The sequence below is a fragment of the Nibrella saemangeumensis genome (genome assembly GCF_039541915.1).
GTDB lineage: Bacteria > Bacteroidota > Bacteroidia > Cytophagales > Spirosomataceae > Nibrella > Nibrella saemangeumensis.
The window spans coordinates 361,637-378,201 of record NZ_BAABHD010000084.1; the positions used below are offsets into that span (position 1 = coordinate 361,637).

Genomic DNA, 16,565 nt, shown 5'->3' on the forward strand with positions numbered 1-16,565 from the left:
ATGTTCAAGGTTTCATGTTACAAGTTGGGAACATGAAATCTTGAACCCGAAACTACGAACTCTCCCCAAAGGTCAGCAAGTTTCCATTCACATCAACAATGGAAAACTCCCTGACGCCCCAGGGACGTTCCTCCAACTGGCCTTGTTTGGCCAGAATGTTGTGGGTCAGACAGGTCTGGTAAAAAGCATCAATACCCGAAATCCGCATGTAGCACATGCCGTAGTTGTCGAGCGGGTTAAGCGTAGGCAGCAGGAATAGGTGCAGTTCTACGTTGTCTTTCCGAAGCATAAGGTAGTCTCCGTAGTCGTTCACCAGGGTAAATGAGAGCTGATCGACGTAAAAGTTTCGGGTGGCTGCCGGGTCGAGCATTGGCAGTTTCGGGGCAATGGAGGTGAGCTGGAAGGTCATACGTGTAGTGATTAGATTTCCCGGTACGAACGCACATATTGTGAGGGTGTCTGCCCCGTAATATCTTTGAACTGCCGGTTAAAGTTCGATAAGGTTCGGTACCCACTTTCGTAACTAACCTGCGTTACGCTTAGTTTGCCGTCCATCAGCAGTTTACAGGCATGCCCGATCCGGACTTCGGTGACAAACTCCGAAAACGTCTTGTTGGCGCGGGTCTTGAAATAGCGGCAGAAGGCCGAAGGGGTCATATCGGCCAGGTCGGCAACGGTGTTCAGGCTGATCTCATCCTGAAAATGCCCCAGCACATAATCATGAACCATCTGAATGCGGTCGGTTTCTGAGGGTTTCACGGTATTGGTGTACCCCAGACTGGTAATGAACCGGTAGTCGTGCGTTTGAGACAGGTGGTCCAGCAGCGTAAGCAGTGTCATGACCCGCTGAAAACCAACGGGCTGTTCGGCAAGCTGGTGCAGGTAATTGGCGGCACTGGAGCGGGTAGAGTTCCGCCATTCCAGTCCGCGCCGGGCGTGTTCCAGCAACTGCCGAATCAGGGTCATCTCCTGCCTCTGGAAAAACTCATGCCCCAAAAAATCTTCTGGGAAATACACTACAATACCACGGGCCTGCAACTGTGTTTTCCGTTCGAAGTATTCCTGATCGCTTCGCCAGAGGTGGGGCAGGTTTGGTCCCAGAAAGACCAGGTCTCCGTCTGAAAAGGGCTGAATCGAGTCGCCAATGAAGCGGGTTCCGGTACCTTCTACCACCAGAAAAAGCTGAAAGTGCGGATGGAAATGCCAGTTAGGGTCAAAGAAAGGGTCGCATAGCTCCTTCACAATAAAGGAGGAACTAATCGGTTCGAGGTCCTTTCGGAGTGCATTGCGCATATATTTACCGATTTTTGAAAAATCTGGCTCATATTTTCCTTGAATGGGTAAAATAGTGCCAGAGCCTGTGAATAAAAGCTTATAGGCTCGGATAATTACTGATCAGAAGTATATAAATGTTTATCGGTAAGTGAGCAGATATTGGTTATTCGGCTCCGTGTATAATCGCTGAATATTTCAGACTTTATCCAGAAGTTGTCAGCTATTTAAGGCTTTGCCCTGAGCCATCTGCCACGTATATTCGCGCCTGGCAACTGGCTAGCCTGCATACCTTTCCATTCCCGTATTAAAAGCTCTCTGGCATATGAAGCATCGTGTACTACTGGTTATCGGATTCTGTCTGGTTTTATTTAATTGCCGTCGGCAACCGGCGAGTACGCCCAGAGATTTCGAAGGGCGCCCGCGAATTTCTGCGGTATATCCCATAAAAAAGCCCGTTATGAACGGGCTGGAGCAAAGTCAGAAGGAGGTAGGGCAGTAGGGTTACTGGGCAGGTGCCGTATCCGGTTTGGCCGGGGCGGACGTGCCGTTGCCGTTTGAGGGGGGTGTATCGGTTGAAGCAGTACTTTTGGGCTTGGCGGTCGATTTGGCTGGAGTCCGGCGGGCGGCTGTGGCTGAAGCGGTTGTTTTGGCGGAGCGGTTGGCCGAAGAGGCTTTAGGCTTTGCTGCTGCCGAATTAGCGGATTCGGCGTCGGTTGCTGATTTGCTGGCGGCCCGTTTTGCGTTCTTCTCGGCTTTAGCCTGATTTTTCTCCTGTTTCTGCGCGTCTTTTTTGGCTTTCTTCTCGGATTTCTTTTCTGCTTTTGCAGACTTCTTTTTCTTCTTTTCTTCTTTTCCGAAAATGTTCAGGATCTCATCCGCCAGCCGGCCGGCGGATTTGGTAATTGCTTTTTTAACCTTCCTGGACTGCTCACCCGCTTCGCTTAATTTGGCTTCAATGGTGCTGGCAATCTCCTCCGTGAGGGACTTTTTTTTAGCTTTCATACTTGTGTTGGTTTGAGAGAATAAAATCTACAAAGGAATACATAAAAAACAGGGCGTTCAAAAGCCTGGTGTTAAGTTTTTGTTACACTTTGTGAGGAAGTCCCAGCAGAGAATACCGGCGCTGACGGCGATGTTCAGCGAATGTTTTGTCCCGAACTGAGGAATTTCCAGGACGACATCGGCCTGCTCGACGAGGGGCTGTTTTACGCCGGTAACTTCATTCCCAAAGACAAACGCATACCGGTTATCCGGATCTGGTTGAAACGTATCCAGGTTCACACTACCCTCTGCCTGTTCTACAGCGGCAATGACCCATCCATCCTGCTTCAACTGTTGTGCCAGCGTAACGACATCGGGTACATATGTCCAATTAACTGATTCAGTGGCCCCCAAGGCAGTTTTAGTGATGTCGCGGTGGGGGGGCGTGCCGGTAATGCCGCAGAGGTAGATTGTCTGTGCCCGGAAGGCATCGGCCGTGCGGAACACAGAGCCGACGTTGTTAAGGCTGCGCACATCATCCAGGATCAGGCAATACGGGTATTTGGGTGCTTCCCTGAACTCGTCTACCGATAAGCGGTTTAATTCATCGAGACTTAATTTTCTGGGCATTTCTGAATAACTTGGAATCTCTATACAGGTTTTATTGGGTCAGAATTCTGAGCCAGTAGTCGTTCAATGGAACGGAGGGAATCCCGGATTTCGGTGAGCAATGTCTGATTGGTGTCGTTGGGTGCATAGGTTTGCCCATACCGGCTTGCTATAAGCTTCTGTCGCTGTTCGATGATCCGGTTGCGGAAGGTCTGCGCGTCCATAATACCGATGAGCTGCATATCATTGGCCTGCCCTTTGCTCTGCCCGGCCGTCTCAAATTTTAAAATGCATAGGTTAAAGTATTTCAGAAGGGGCCCTTCCACAAACGTAACATCCTGAATGTTTTCCAGCGGAATGGTCTTCTCGGTCTGCACAATAATGCCTTTTTTAAACCGGAGCGACCGTTCGGATAGCTCGCATTCCAGCAGATCAAAGTAATGACGGCTCCACCACTGACCCACCCCCAGTAGCCAGAACGGAAGAAGTATTATGCCAATGATGGAAATCATCAGAAAAAAGGCAATGTACAGAAGCAGATACGACCGGATGAGCGGATTAAAGGCAGCTTTCAGCAGCACGAAATTTGAGGTGGCTTCCACGTCTTTAGGGGTTAGCTAAGGTTCAGAATCGGGGAAAAGTAAGGGCAGTTCGCCTGAAAATTGGTATATTTGTTAAAATATCCCTGCTTCTTTTTGTGAATACGTCCACTAAAGAAAAGCCGGCAAAGAAGGGGGCCGAAACCCCCCTGAACCGGCAATATAATCAGATTAAAGCGAAATACCCCGGAGCGATGCTGCTGTTCCGGGTGGGTGATTTCTACGAGACTTTCGGCGAAGATGCGGTGAAAGCCAGTAAGATCCTGGGTATTGTTCTGACCAAGCGGAACAACGGCGGCACCGGCGAGACCGAGCTGGCCGGCTTCCCCCATCACTCCCTGGATACCTACCTGCCCAAGCTCGTCCGGGCGGGAGAGCGGGTGGCCATCTGCGATCAGCTGGAAGATCCGGCTATGGCCAAGGGGATCGTCCGGCGGGGGGTAACCGAGCTGGTGACGCCGGGGGTATCGTTCAACGATAACGTGCTGGACACCCGGCGTAACAATTATCTGGCGGCCATTCATTTTGCCAAGGACGATCAGTTTGGCATAGCCTTTCTTGATGTATCGACGGGGGAATTCCTGACGGCGCAGGGCAACGCGGCTTACGTCGATAAACTGCTGCAAAGTTTCAATCCGTCGGAGGTGCTGTACTGCAAGCGCAACCGGCAGGAATTTACGGCCCTGTTCGGCAGCTCAGCATCGGGCGATAAGTTTCACACCTACTCGCTCGAAGACTGGGCCTTTACCTACGATTTCGGCTATAACTTCCTGAAGCAGCACTTCCAGACCTCGTCGCTGAAAGGCTTCGGCATCGAAGGCATGCCCGACGGCATCATCGCGGCCGGCGTTATCCTGCATTACCTCAACGAAACCGAGCACAAAGACCTCCAGCATATTTCGCGGATAACACGGCTGGAAGAGGATCGATACGTCTGGCTCGACCGATTCACCATCCGCAACCTCGAACTGGTAGCCTCCACGCAGGAGGGAGGGGTACCGCTGATTCAGATTCTGGATCAGTCGGTAACGCCGATGGGTGCCCGGCTGATGCGCAAGTGGCTGATGCTGCCGCTGAAAGAAAAGTCGCTGATTGAGGAGCGGCTGAATATGGTGGACCTGCTGAAGGAAGATGCCGACCTGCTGGATACCATGGTGCAGCACCTGAAGCAAATTGGCGACCTCGAACGGCTGATCTCCAAAGTGGCCGTCCGCCGGATCAGTCCCCGCGAAATGGTGCAGCTCAAAAAATCCCTGCAGCATATTCTGCCGGTGAAGGAGATGCTGCTGACGGCCCTGAGCCAAAAGCCTGATTCGCCTTCACTACGCAAATATGCCGATCAGCTGAACCCAGTCACGTTCCTGCTCGACCGGATTGAAAGCGAACTGCGCGACGATCCGCCGGCGCTGTCGAATCAGGGTGGGATGATTAAGAGCGGTATCAACGCAGAGCTGGACGAACTGCACGCCATTGCGTATACGGGTAAGGATTACCTGCTGCAACTCCAGAACCGCGAAGTCCAGCAAACGGGTATTTCGTCGCTGAAGGTGGCCTACAACAAAGTATTCGGCTATTACCTGGAAGTAACCAACGCCCACAAAGACCGCGTGCCGGCCGACTGGATTCGGAAGCAAACGCTGGTAAACGCCGAGCGGTATGTGACCCCGGAACTGAAGGAGTACGAAGAGAAGATCCTGAACGCCGAGGAGCAGATTTTCAGCATTGAGTCGCGGATGTTCAACGAACTGGTGCTCGCGGCCGGCGAATACGTTGGGGCCATTCAGCAGAATGCCCGCGTGGTGTCCATTCTGGATGTGCTGTCGTCGTTTGCCCGGATAGCCGTCAAAAACAAATACGTGCGGCCGGACATTACCGATAGTAAAGTGCTGAGTATTAAAGATGGCCGCCATCCGGTGATTGAGCAGCAACTGCCGCCCGGCGAGCCGTATGTGCCAAATGATATTTACCTCGACGACGAAACGCAGCAGATCATCATCATCACCGGTCCAAACATGGCGGGTAAGTCGGCCTTGCTGAGGCAAACGGCCCTGATTGTGCTCATGGCGCAGTCGGGTAGTTTTGTGCCGGCATCGTCGGCGGAGATCGGGCTGATCGACAAGATTTTTACGCGGGTTGGGGCTTCCGATAACCTGTCGCGGGGCGAATCGACCTTCATGGTGGAAATGACCGAAACGGCCAGCATCCTAAATAACCTCAGCGACCGCAGCCTGGTGCTGATGGACGAGATCGGGCGGGGTACCAGTACGTACGATGGAGTATCCATTGCCTGGTCCATTGCCGAATTCCTGCACGAGCATCCGCAGGCGCGGGCCAAAACCTTGTTTGCCACCCACTACCACGAACTGAACGATCTGGCGAATGATTTTCCCCGCATCAAGAACTACAATGTAGCGGTGAAGGAAGTCGGCAACAAAGTAATTTTTGTCCGTAAGCTCAAGGAGGGTGGGAGCGAACACAGCTTTGGTATTCACGTGGCCCAAATGGCGGGTATGCCGCCGGGTATTGTCAGCCGCGCCAACGAAATCATGCACAAACTGGAGTCATCGTCTATCCGTGAATCCAACAAGGAAAAAATCCGGGAAGCACCCCGTCAGAATGAATTGGCCCTGAAAATTCTGGAAGTGGGTGATCCCAAATCGGAAGCCATCAAGGAAAAGCTTAGAAATATCGACGTAAACCGGCTTACCCCGATTGAAGCGTTGCTCAAGTTGAACGAATTAATGAAATTGGCGGAATAAACCTTAAACCCTAACATGAACCTAACTACCCGCGTACAATTATCGCTAATGATGTTCCTCCAGTTCTTCGTATGGGGAGCCTGGTACGGACAGATGAGTAAATACATGTTTACCCAATTGGGGGCCACCGGCGATCAGGTGGGAAATGCCTACACGGCGTTTTCGCTCGCCATGATTATTGCCCCCTTCTTTGTGGGTATGATTGCCGACCGGTACTTTGCCGCCGAGAAAGTGCTGGGTATTCTGAACCTGCTCGGGGCCGGTGTTCTGTACTTCCTGATCCAGGAAAAGAACCCTGATACGTTCTTCTGGCTCATTCTGGCATATTGCATCACCTTCGCCCCGACGCTGGCCCTGACGGCGTCTATTGCCATGCAGCAGATGACCAGCCCTGAGAAGGAATTTCCGGGCATTCGGGTATTGGGCACTATTTCCTGGATCGTGGTGACCAACATCGTTGGTTTTATGAATGTGGGCGATAAGGTGACCATTTTCCAGCTTTCCATGTTCTCGGCGCTGGCGCTGGGCGTGTTCTCGTTCTTCCTGCCGAACACCCCGCCGAAGCAAACGGGTGGCGCTACGGTGTCGCAGATTCTGGGTCTGGATGCGTTTAAGCTCTTCAAGGATCGTTCGTTCGCCATTTTTTTCCTGTCGTCAGTGCTGATTTGTATTCCCCTGTCGTTCTACTACGCCATGGCTAACCCCTCGCTGACGGATTCCGGCATGACCAACGTAGAGAATAAAATGTCACTGGGGCAGGCCTCGGAAGTAATTTTCATGCTGCTGATTCCGCTGGCATTCGTGCGGCTGGGCGTGAAAAATATGCTGATTGTGGGTCTCATTGCCTGGATTGTTCGCTTTATCCTGTTCGGCTACGGCGACGGCAACACCAGTGAGTGGATGCTGTACATCGCTATCATCCTGCACGGCGTCTGCTACGACTTCTTTTTTGTAACGGGTATGATCTACACCGACAACAAAGCCGGCGAAAAGATCAAGTCCTCGGCCCAGGGTCTGATTACCCTGGCCACGTACGGCATCGGTATGGGTATCGGCTCCAAATTATCAGGTCTGGTTGCGGATATGTACACAGGGGCCGACGGCAAAATTGACTGGACCTCGGTCTGGATGGTACCGGCCGGTATTGCCGGTGTGGTGCTGCTGTTGTTTATCTTCATGTTCACCGATAAGCAGCGGTCCGGTGCCATTGACCACACCAGGGTTGATGTAGCGTTCGAAGATGTGAAGTACGAAGAGCATTCGGGCCGGGCGGGTCGGAAAGCAAACCCGTAACACACATTCGCCTATAAAGCAGCAATGGGCGCGGACAATCTGCGCCCATTTTGCGTTTTAGAATTATATTTCGCAGGGTTAACCAGCCGTCGCCGTTATGGAGAAGAAAAAAAGGATTGTATTTTACGATAACCTCAACGGCCCTCATGAAGCACAGGTCCGGGAAAATGCCGCTCTCACGCCGGAACAGTGCTGGGCAGCCTTTCAGCGGATGAAGAGGCTACATGAATTCCTATTTAAACGTCCCGAAAAACGAGCAGAAAGAATCCTGATAGAAAAGCCGTCATGGAAGTAGATGTGGATGTGGATGATATAAATATAGATCACAATAAATTAGAAAGTTAATTCATTTTGCGCATCCTTACCTACAACGTCAACGGCATACGTTCGGCGATCAACAAAGGCCTGCTGGCGTGGCTGGCTGAAAACCCCACGGATATTCTTTGCTTCCAGGAAGTAAAAGCTACCGAAGATGTGGTCAGCCTCACCGCCTTTGAAGACCTTGGTTACCAGTACCACTGGCATTCGGCCGTCAAAAAAGGCTATAGTGGGGTAGCTACTTTTTCCAAAATCAGACCCGATAATGTGGTGCTGGGCTGCGGCATTGCCGAGTACGACTGCGAAGGCCGTATCCTGCGCACCGACTTTGGCGACTGGACCCTGCTTAACTGCTACTTTCCGTCGGGCACGACCGGCGAGGTCCGGCAGTCCGTAAAAATGCGGTTTCTGGATGACTTTACCAGCTTTGTTGACGACCTCCGCCAATCCCGGCCAAAGCTGATCGTTGTGGGTGATTACAACATTGCCCATACGGAGCGGGACATTCATGACCCGGTGCGGAACAAAAACACCACCGGATTTTTGCCTGAAGAGCGTGCCTGGATGACACAATGGTTTAATAACGGCTTCACGGATGCGTTTCGGTACAAACATCCCGACGAGGTAGAATATAGCTGGTGGAGTTACCGGGCCGGGATGCGGACCAGCAACCGGGGCTGGCGCATTGATTACGTGTCGGTGACGGATAACCTGAAAGAGGCCATTGCCGGTGCCGGGCATCACCGCTTCGCCGTCCACTCCGACCATTGCCCGGTGTGGGTAGAACTGAATGTGTAGCGTAAACTGTTATCTTTACAAAAAGAACAGCCAGGTATGTTACTCGAATTTCCGGTGGTTTTGAAGAAATTAGATACGATGACCGACGACGAATTTTTCGCGTTCTGTCGGGCCAACGATCCTATGGAGTTCGAACGGGATAAAAACGGAAATATCATCATTGTGTCACCCACCGGATCTAAAACAGGACTTCGTAATATCACCCTAGGCGGTGAACTGTACGCATGGAATAAGTACCATGATCTAGGCTATGCCTTTGACTCATCAACGGGGTTCAACCTGCCCAATGGCGCTACCCGTTCGCCGGATGCCGCCTGGATTGTCAAAGAACGGTGGGAGGCTATACCCGAAGAACAGCAGGAGAAGTTTGCGCCCATCTGCCCGGACTTTGTAATTGAACTTCGCTCGGCTAGTGATGATCTGAAATACCTCCAGAACAAAATGGAGGAATTCCGGGAGAATAACTGCCGGCTCGGCTGGCTCATTGACCGGAAAGAGCAGAACGTGCATATCTACCGGCCAGATCAACCCGTCGAGACTGTCCAATCCTTTGACAGTATGCTATCCGGTGAAGATGTACTGCCGGGTTTTACGTTTGACCTCCGTTTGCTGAATCGTTGAAACCATCTCCGTACCGCTATTTCCTGATCTACAAGCCCTACCTGATGCTCTCCCAATTTTCGAAGGAGGGCGACAAACCCACGCTGGCCGATCTGGATTTTCCGTTTGAGAAAGACATCTACCCCGTTGGCCGGCTCGACAGCGACAGCGAGGGTCTGCTGCTGCTGACCAACGACAAGCAACTAAATCACCGACTGCTGAATCCGAAGTTCCGTCACCAGCGCACGTACTATGTGCAGGTAGATGGTCAGATTACCGATGAGGCCATTCGGCAGCTTAGCCAGGGCGTAACCATAGCCGTTGATGGGAAGCCTTATGCAACACTGCCGGCTCAGGTGCTGGCCATTCCGGAGCCGGTGCTTCCGGAGCGCAATCCGCCCATCCGGTACCGGGCCAATATTCCCACCAGTTGGGTGGCCATTACCTTACAGGAAGGCAAAAACCGGCAGGTTAGGAAAATGACAGCCGCCGTGGGATTCCCGACGCTCCGGCTGGTGCGCTGGGCTATTGAGAAACTAACGGCAGAAGGGATGCAACCCGGCGAGGTACGGGAACTGGACTGGCCTGCGGTAAAGCAGGGATTGACGCTATAGAATCTGAGCCAGAGGAAGTAAGCATGCTGAAAAGAAACGTAACTTTACGGAAGGTGTTGTCTAGCAAAACCCTATAATACGTTGATAAGGTAAAGGTTTGTATGAGTGAGGTGTTGATGACATACGATAGCATACGGACATTCCTGGATGGAATGCTGTGTATGATGGTCTGCTACGCGTTATTTACTTATGTTCAGTACCGCATACCCCTCTACTGGCAGTACGCCTTGTATATCATCTGCATGGTGCTGAACTTCCAGTTTATTGACCAGAGCTATCGTGACCCAAATTACCGGCCTGGTCAGGATGTGTGGGTAGTGTTCTTTGAAACGGCCGCCCTGGTAATGTACATCCGGTTTGTAGTTTTGCTAATGGACATTCCGAAGCGGGATCCTAAAAGTTTCCGTTTATTGAAAGGTATGTTGCTGGTGTTGGGAGTGGGCCTGCTGATCGATATACTGTTGTATCTCTGGGGAGCCTCGGTACCTGTCCGGAGCACGATCTACATCGCCAACCGTTACCTGTTATGTGCCGGCGGGCTGGTGTTTTTTGCCAGAGTGATACGGTTACGGACACCAGTAACGGTCTATTTTATTACCGGAACCGCCTTTTTCCTGATAGGCTGTCTGGCGGCACTCTCCATGAACTTTGTTCCGCAACTGTTTCTTCGGAATCCCGCCAATCCATTTTCTTATCCACTCACTGTGCTAGAGATTGGGGTCGTTGCCGAAATTCTTTGTTTTATCATGGGAATTTCACTGCGGTCTTATCAGAACGAACGGGATAAGCTGCGCTACCACGAGCAATTGGTAGAACAATTGCAGGAGAATGAACGCAAACAACAGAAACTCCTGCGCATCCGCGACGATATTGCCCGCGACCTGCACGATGATGTCGGGGCTGACCTGAGTGCCATATCGGTGCTGAGCAAGGCGGCCATCAAGCAGGTGCATTCGCAACCGGAACATGTTGCCGATGTATTAATGACCATCAGTAAAACCGCCCGGCGGGTGATCGAATCCATGCGGGAGATTGTCTGGAGCCTGAACTCGCAGAACGATTCGTTCGATAAGCTAAGCTACCGCATGAAAGAAGTAGCATACGCTTTATTTGAAGACACGCCCGTTACGCTGCACCTGAATCTGCCCCCCGCCGACCGGCAGGGTGTGTTTCCGGCCGATATGCGACGCGACCTGTTCCTGATCTATAAGGAAGCCCTGAATAATGTGACCCGCCACGCCGGGGCGCAGAATGTCTGGGTTACATTGGCTTATGCAGAAAATGCGTTGCGACTGACTGTTCAGGATGATGGCGTTGGGTTTACCCCGGAGAGCGTCAGCAGCGGCAATGGGCTCTTCAACCTTCGCCGGCGGGTAGCGGCCATCAATGGTACACTGAATCTCGAAAGCCAACCCGGCAAGGGCACCATGCTCACCGTTGGCTGTCCGGTGGTGGTGCAGCCGTACGAGCTGATGAATGTACAGTAAGCTTATAAACTTATACGCATGGCATTGGCGAGTTTGAATATTTCTTTGAAGCATTGGGCGGTTAGTACTGCATCTTCCAGCGCGTTGTGAAATTCGTCTTCACGCTCCAGCCCGAAATAACCGGCGATGTCTTTCAGACTTAGGCCGCGAGGGACTGATTTGCCGTTCTGTTTCAAGATGCGGAAGACAAAGTAACCGAGGGTGTGGGTATCCAGCAGGGTGCGGGAGTAAGGCCACTTCATCTTCTCCAGGCGGTAAGCTTCGCGCATGAAATTGATGTCGTTGATGACGCTTTGCCCGCAGATGATCACATTTTTCAGGTAAGGCGTTTTGTCCAGCTGCCCGGCCGGCAGACGGATGTTCAGTTTCTCCAGAATCCAGTTTTCCAACTCTGGCAACACATCGTAGATCATCGGGGCATCTTCCAGTTCTTTGAGGGAGATGTTATGTACTTTTTCCGAATAGAGGGAAAAGGCTTCTTCGTTTTCAGGGTAGACGTTAGTCAGGTAGCGTCCCTTCTCGTGCCAGTCATCATCGAACAAAACGCCCCCAATTTGAATAATTTCGTTCCAGTCCGGCTCCGGGCCGGTCATCTCCAGATCAAGTACAAGAAACGGCATTTCGGTATAGCTATTATTCAGGCCGTAAAGCTAAGGGGAAAGCCGGTACCTGCTGATCGAAAAATTGATAAACTTTTTTTGAAAAATAGCTCTGTTGTTTTTTAAGGCACACAATAAAAGAAGAACTCCTGCGTTATTGGTATAATTCTGTCGCTAAAAAGCCCCGGTCGCATCACGGCCGGGGCTTTTGTGTTGCTTCATGTGTATAAGAAGAAAGTACCCTGATTGCTCTTGTCTTCTCTTACTAACCTTGACCACCATAGCTCTCCAAAATTGGAAAAGTCCTGATTTTAGGCCTGAGTATAGTTATTTATAAGGTATTTTGAAAAATTATACATTTATTTTTCAAAGCAGAAACATTGCACCTAGCATTGGTGTTTTATAGGTGTGTTTCATTCAAAAGCCCCGGTAGTGTACCTGCCGGGGCTTTTTATTTTCTTCGCGCTGTCGGCATCTACCTGTGCATAGTCAAAATATTTCACCGAAATAAAATTGTCCTGCCCTACCTTTGCGGCCGAAATCGCTGAACGATTCGTCCAGTGTCTCTTATCCAAAGTCTAATTATCAAAACAATGGATTACCGCATAGAAAAAGACACAATGGGCCAGGTGCAGGTGCCGGCCAACGTTTATTGGGGTGCGCAAACCCAGCGCTCCATCGACAACTTCAAAATTGCCCAGGACATTAATAAAATGCCCAAAGAGATCATCCGGGCGTTTGCATACCTGAAAAAGGCAGCCGCCCTGACCAACCTCGACGCGGGCGTCCTTCCCCAGGAAAAATCAGACCTGATCGGCCAGGTGTGCGATGAAATTCTGGCAGGTAAGCTCGACGACCAGTTTCCGCTGGTGGTCTGGCAGACCGGTTCGGGTACACAGTCGAACATGAACGTCAACGAGGTAGTCGCCTATCGGGGGCACGTCTTGCAGGGTGGACAGCTTACCGATGAGAAGAAGTTCCTGCACCCGAACGATGACGTTAATAAATCGCAATCGAGTAACGATACCTTCCCGACGGCTATGCACATTGCCGCTTACAAGATTCTGGTGGAGGTAACGATACCCGGCATCGAGAAACTGCGGGATACGCTGGCGGCCAAGTCGAAAGAGTACATGAACGTGGTGAAGATTGGCCGGACGCACTTTATGGATGCTACTCCGCTGACGCTGGGTCAGGAATTCTCCGGCTATGTGTCGCAATTGGATCATGGTCTGCGGGCTATTCGTAACACGCTGGCACACCTGTCGGAGCTGGCACTGGGTGGTACGGCTGTTGGTACCGGTATCAACACCCCTCCGGGCTATTCCGAAAACGTAGCGAAGCATATTGCCAACCTGACCGGACTTCCGTTTATTACCGCCGAAAATAAGTTTGAAGCCCTGGCTGCGCACGACGCCATTGTGGAAGCGCATGGTGCCCTGAAAACCGTAGCGGCCAGCCTGATGAAGATCGGCAACGACGTGCGGATGCTGTCGTCAGGTCCGCGTTCCGGTATCGGTGAAATCTTTATTCCTGACAATGAGCCGGGTTCGTCCATCATGCCCGGTAAGGTAAACCCCACTCAATCGGAGGCCATGACGATGGTAGCCGCGCAGGTCTTCGGCAACGACGTGGCCATCAACTTCGGCGGGGCCATGGGTCACTTCGAACTGAACGTGTTCAAGCCGGTGATGATCTACAACTTCCTGCACTCTGCCCGCCTGATTGGCGATGTCTGCGTATCCTTTAACGATAAGTGCGCCGAGGGTATCCGCCCGATTGAGGAGAATATCACAAAGCACGTGAACAATTCGCTGATGCTGGTAACGGCGCTGAACACCAAGATCGGCTACTACAAAGCCGCCGAAATTGCCCAGACTGCCCACCGCGAAGGCTCAACGCTGAAGGAAACAGCCGTTAAACTCGGCTACCTGACGCCCGAGCAGTTTGACGAGTGGGTGAAGCCGGAGGATATGGTTGGAGAGATTAAAGTCTAAGGAGTTCAGAGGCCGGCGCACCAACCGGCCTCTTTTTGTTTCAACTTTTTTAAAAGCCAGCAGCTTGCCCGTCTTTGCGAGACTCGGTAGCCCCGTGGTAGACTTTGTTTTTGGCATCATACATGATAGCCTGGTAGCCACCGTAGCCGCCCATGCCGTAGCCAACCTTGTGGCCTTTCTTCATTAGATCGCGGATGGTTTCGTAGGGGTAACCGGCTTCCAGGGTGATCATACCGGCGTCGGTCATCTTCTCACCCGTCGGCTCCGATGAGCCCTGGTGGTCGATGCGGGGGGCGTCGCCGGCTTCCTGCGGATTCATGCCGAAGTCGATGATGTTCATCAGGATCTGAACGTGGCCCAGGGGCTGGAAACTGCCGCCCATCACGCCGAAGCTCATAAACGGCTGTCCGTCTTTGGTGACAAAGGCCGGGATAATGGTTTGAAATGGGCGTTTGTGGGGAGCGTAAGTATTGTTCTGTCCTTCAGTCAGGCTGTAGAGTTCGCCCCGGTCCTGAAGCATGAAGCCCAGGCCGTCGGGGACCATGCCGGAGCCAAAACCCCGGTAATTGCTCTGAATCAGCGACACCATATTGCCTTCCTCATCAGCCACCGTCAGGTAGATGGTATCGCCGTCTCGCAGGGCAGGATTACCAGCCTCTACCCGGCTGGCGGCCCGGTCGGGGTTGATGAGAGTACGCCGTTCGGCTGCGTAGGCTTTGCTGATGAGCTCCTGCACCGGAATTTTGGCAAAAGCGGGGTCGGCATAGTATTTAGCCCGGTCTTCAAAGGCCAGTTTTTTGGCTTCCACAAACTGGTGAATATGCTCGGGACTACCCCAGGCTACCTTTGAAAAATCGTACGGCTCCAGCAGGTTCAGCATCTGCAATACGGCAATACCCTGGCTGTTAGGCGGCAACTCCCACACATCGTAACCCCGGTATTTTGTCGAAACCGGCTCCACCCACTCCGAAGTGTGATCGGCTAAGTCTTTGGCGGAGAGGTAACCACCTGCTTTCTTCATGAAGGCATCAATAGTCCTGGCAATGTCGCCCTTGTAGAAGGCATCGCGGCCACCTGTAGCGATCTTTTCCAGCGTATTCGCCAGGGCAGGATTGCGAAAGATGTCACCCCGCTTCGGTGCCGCTCCGCCAGGGGCGTAGGTTTCTCTAACGTTTGGGTATTTGCCGAAGCGGGTAATCATCGACGGCCAGTAAAAAGCGGCTTCGTCGTGTACGGGGTATCCCTCGCGGGCGTAGCGGATGGCGTGCGACAGAATCTTCGGCATGGGTGTTTTGCCAAACCGCTTGTGCAGTTCAAACCAGCCGTCTACACAGCCCGGCACCGATACGGGTAGCGGACCATCCGATGGAATATGCTTCAGCCCCCGTTTCTGAAACTCAGCCAGGGGCAGGCTGTAAGGCGAGCGCCCCGAGGCATTAAGGCCGTACAGCTTTTTGGTTTTGGCATCCCAGAAAATAGCGAACAGGTCGCCACCAATGCCGTTGACGTGCGGTTCAACCACGCCTTCCATGGCATTGGCTGCAATGGCGGCATCAATGGCGTTGCCGCCGTTGCGTAATACGTCGATAGCGGCCTGGGTCGATAGCGGGTGCGAGGTACAGGCCATGCCTCGCTGGCCCATAACAACCGAACGGGTAGCAAAAGATTTTCCGGACAGACGATCCTGGGCAACAGTAACAGCAGACAGGCAACTCAGCAAGCAGAGTGTGAGTAAAGGCTTCTTCATTTGTTAACGGAATGGGTTGGCCGAATATAGTAAAAGAAAAGCCAGCTGCTACCCTTCCGTTTTCATTATCGCCACTGTTTCAGGTTTGCAGGGAGGGATGCATTACTTGCCTGCGTTGCTTCTGAACCGTTGCCCGTTTCCAGATAAAATAGGTAATGACCCACAGACATAAGACAGTAGGCAGGATCTGGCTGTAGGGCTTGAACTGGGGGAGCACCGTGCCCGTGAATGCCGAGACGATAGCGTTGTAGGCTGAGCACATTTTGTAGATATGCTCGTACAGCCACCAGGTTCTAAGTCGCTCAAAGAACCAGACATGTTTAACAATATCATAGCCGGTCATCAGGACCAGGGCCGATAAAGTCGGATAGACAACCGCTGGAGACCAGTTGCGGTCGGATAACTGCACATGAGCCAGATACAGTACCCCAGTCAGTAAAACGCCAACCGCAATCAGCACATCAATAGGAGTGGCTGGGCGTTCGCGACGCCTGACGGTGCGGTAGCCGGAGTAGCTGCCGTAGCCGCTCAGGAGTGTCAGCATGAGCAGGAAAGGAGTCGATCGAAAAAAGATTGTACCCAGAAAAGCGGTGCCGACTACCACGCTCAACAGGTAGAGAAAATAGCGTCCGAAGCGAATATGCCGACTCGGCCGGTTTTGATTTACCAGGGCAATCAGGCCGATTACTAAAGCAACTGTCCCAAACAGAACGTGTACAAGGATGTTTAATTTATGCAGTAAGGTCATACAAAATCGGCTGCCGGATCTTAATTGTCAGGTACATCTCATCCGGGTTTGTGGCCCGGCAGCCTTTCGTAAAGTTGGCGGGTATTCTGGAAGGCGGCAACCGATTCGTGACCAGGAAACTTGGTCTGTGACGAACGCCTT

The 16,565-nt window shown here is 52.1% G+C and carries 16 protein-coding genes; 8 read left to right on the plus strand and 8 right to left on the minus strand.

Annotated elements, in window-relative coordinates; genetic code table 11:
- Positions 1 to 52: 52 nt before the first annotated feature.
- The 5 genes from ABD949_RS29125 to ABD949_RS29145 form a co-directional block, all read right to left on the minus strand.
- On the minus strand, positions 53 to 409 hold the full coding sequence (locus ABD949_RS29125) for a bleomycin resistance protein (RefSeq protein ID WP_345249806.1): 357 nt from the start codon (positions 407 to 409) through the stop codon (positions 53 to 55).
- Positions 410 to 420: 11 nt separating this feature from the next.
- The gene (locus tag ABD949_RS29130; protein ID WP_345249808.1) at positions 421 to 1,293 is read right to left on the minus strand and encodes an AraC family transcriptional regulator; all 873 of its coding nucleotides are present in this window, start codon (positions 1,291 to 1,293) and stop codon (positions 421 to 423) included.
- A 483-nt stretch (positions 1,294 to 1,776) separates the two neighbouring features.
- On the minus strand, positions 1,777 to 2,277 hold the full coding sequence (locus ABD949_RS29135; RefSeq protein ID WP_345249810.1) for a hypothetical protein: 501 nt from the start codon (positions 2,275 to 2,277) through the stop codon (positions 1,777 to 1,779).
- Positions 2,278 to 2,334: 57 nt separating this feature from the next.
- A complete protein-coding gene (locus tag ABD949_RS29140) occupies positions 2,335 to 2,886 on the minus strand; it encodes an RNA methyltransferase (RefSeq protein WP_345249812.1) in 552 nt (183 codons plus the stop codon).
- A gap of 20 nt (positions 2,887 to 2,906) precedes the next feature.
- Complete coding sequence (locus ABD949_RS29145) at positions 2,907 to 3,467, minus strand: PH domain-containing protein (RefSeq protein WP_345249814.1); 561 nt, start codon at positions 3,465 to 3,467, stop codon at positions 2,907 to 2,909.
- Between the two features lie 95 nt (positions 3,468 to 3,562).
- On the opposite strand from ABD949_RS29145, the gene mutS reads away from it, so the two are divergent.
- The 7 genes from mutS to ABD949_RS29180 all read left to right on the plus strand — a co-directional run bounded on the left by mutS (position 3,563) and on the right by ABD949_RS29180 (position 11,333).
- Positions 3,563 to 6,223, plus strand: a complete 2,661-nt coding sequence (mutS, locus tag ABD949_RS29150; protein WP_345249815.1) for a DNA mismatch repair protein MutS — start codon at positions 3,563 to 3,565, stop codon at positions 6,221 to 6,223.
- 15 nt (positions 6,224 to 6,238) lie between these two features.
- A complete protein-coding gene (locus tag ABD949_RS29155; RefSeq protein ID WP_345249817.1) occupies positions 6,239 to 7,516 on the plus strand; it encodes a nucleoside permease in 1,278 nt (425 codons plus the stop codon).
- 97 nt (positions 7,517 to 7,613) lie between these two features.
- The gene (locus ABD949_RS29160) at positions 7,614 to 7,811 is read left to right on the plus strand and encodes a hypothetical protein (RefSeq protein ID WP_345249819.1); all 198 of its coding nucleotides are present in this window, start codon (positions 7,614 to 7,616) and stop codon (positions 7,809 to 7,811) included.
- 56 nt (positions 7,812 to 7,867) lie between these two features.
- Positions 7,868 to 8,632 carry an exodeoxyribonuclease III gene (locus ABD949_RS29165; protein WP_345249821.1) on the plus strand — a complete coding sequence of 255 codons (765 nt, stop codon included), beginning with the start codon at positions 7,868 to 7,870 and terminating at the stop codon, positions 8,630 to 8,632.
- 36 nt (positions 8,633 to 8,668) lie between these two features.
- Positions 8,669 to 9,253, plus strand: coding sequence for a Uma2 family endonuclease (locus ABD949_RS29170; RefSeq protein ID WP_345249823.1), 585 nt, complete (start codon positions 8,669 to 8,671; stop codon positions 9,251 to 9,253).
- Positions 9,250 to 9,846, plus strand: coding sequence for a pseudouridine synthase (locus tag ABD949_RS29175; protein WP_345249825.1), 597 nt, complete (start codon positions 9,250 to 9,252; stop codon positions 9,844 to 9,846). The genes ABD949_RS29170 and ABD949_RS29175 overlap by 4 nt, the downstream gene beginning before the upstream one ends.
- Positions 9,847 to 9,947: 101 nt before the next feature.
- On the plus strand, positions 9,948 to 11,333 hold the full coding sequence (locus ABD949_RS29180; protein ID WP_345249827.1) for a sensor histidine kinase: 1,386 nt from the start codon (positions 9,948 to 9,950) through the stop codon (positions 11,331 to 11,333).
- 2 nt (positions 11,334 to 11,335) lie between these two features.
- Here the strand turns inward: ABD949_RS29180 and ABD949_RS29185 are convergent, their stop codons facing one another.
- Positions 11,336 to 11,953 carry a 3'-5' exonuclease gene (locus ABD949_RS29185; RefSeq protein ID WP_345249829.1) on the minus strand — a complete coding sequence of 206 codons (618 nt, stop codon included), beginning with the start codon at positions 11,951 to 11,953 and terminating at the stop codon, positions 11,336 to 11,338.
- Positions 11,954 to 12,525: 572 nt separating this feature from the next.
- Here ABD949_RS29185 and fumC point away from each other — a divergent pair.
- Positions 12,526 to 13,929 (plus strand): class II fumarate hydratase, encoded by a 1,404-nt coding sequence (fumC, locus tag ABD949_RS29190; protein ID WP_345249831.1) that lies wholly within the window; start codon positions 12,526 to 12,528, stop codon positions 13,927 to 13,929.
- Between the two features lie 49 nt (positions 13,930 to 13,978).
- Here the strand turns inward: fumC and ggt are convergent, their stop codons facing one another.
- Together ggt and ABD949_RS29200 are read right to left on the minus strand one after the other, a co-directional pair.
- A complete protein-coding gene (ggt, locus tag ABD949_RS29195) occupies positions 13,979 to 15,676 on the minus strand; it encodes a gamma-glutamyltransferase (RefSeq protein ID WP_345249833.1) in 1,698 nt (565 codons plus the stop codon).
- A gap of 79 nt (positions 15,677 to 15,755) precedes the next feature.
- A complete protein-coding gene (locus ABD949_RS29200; RefSeq protein WP_345249835.1) occupies positions 15,756 to 16,424 on the minus strand; it encodes a hypothetical protein in 669 nt (222 codons plus the stop codon).
- Positions 16,425 to 16,565 lie beyond the last annotated feature (141 nt).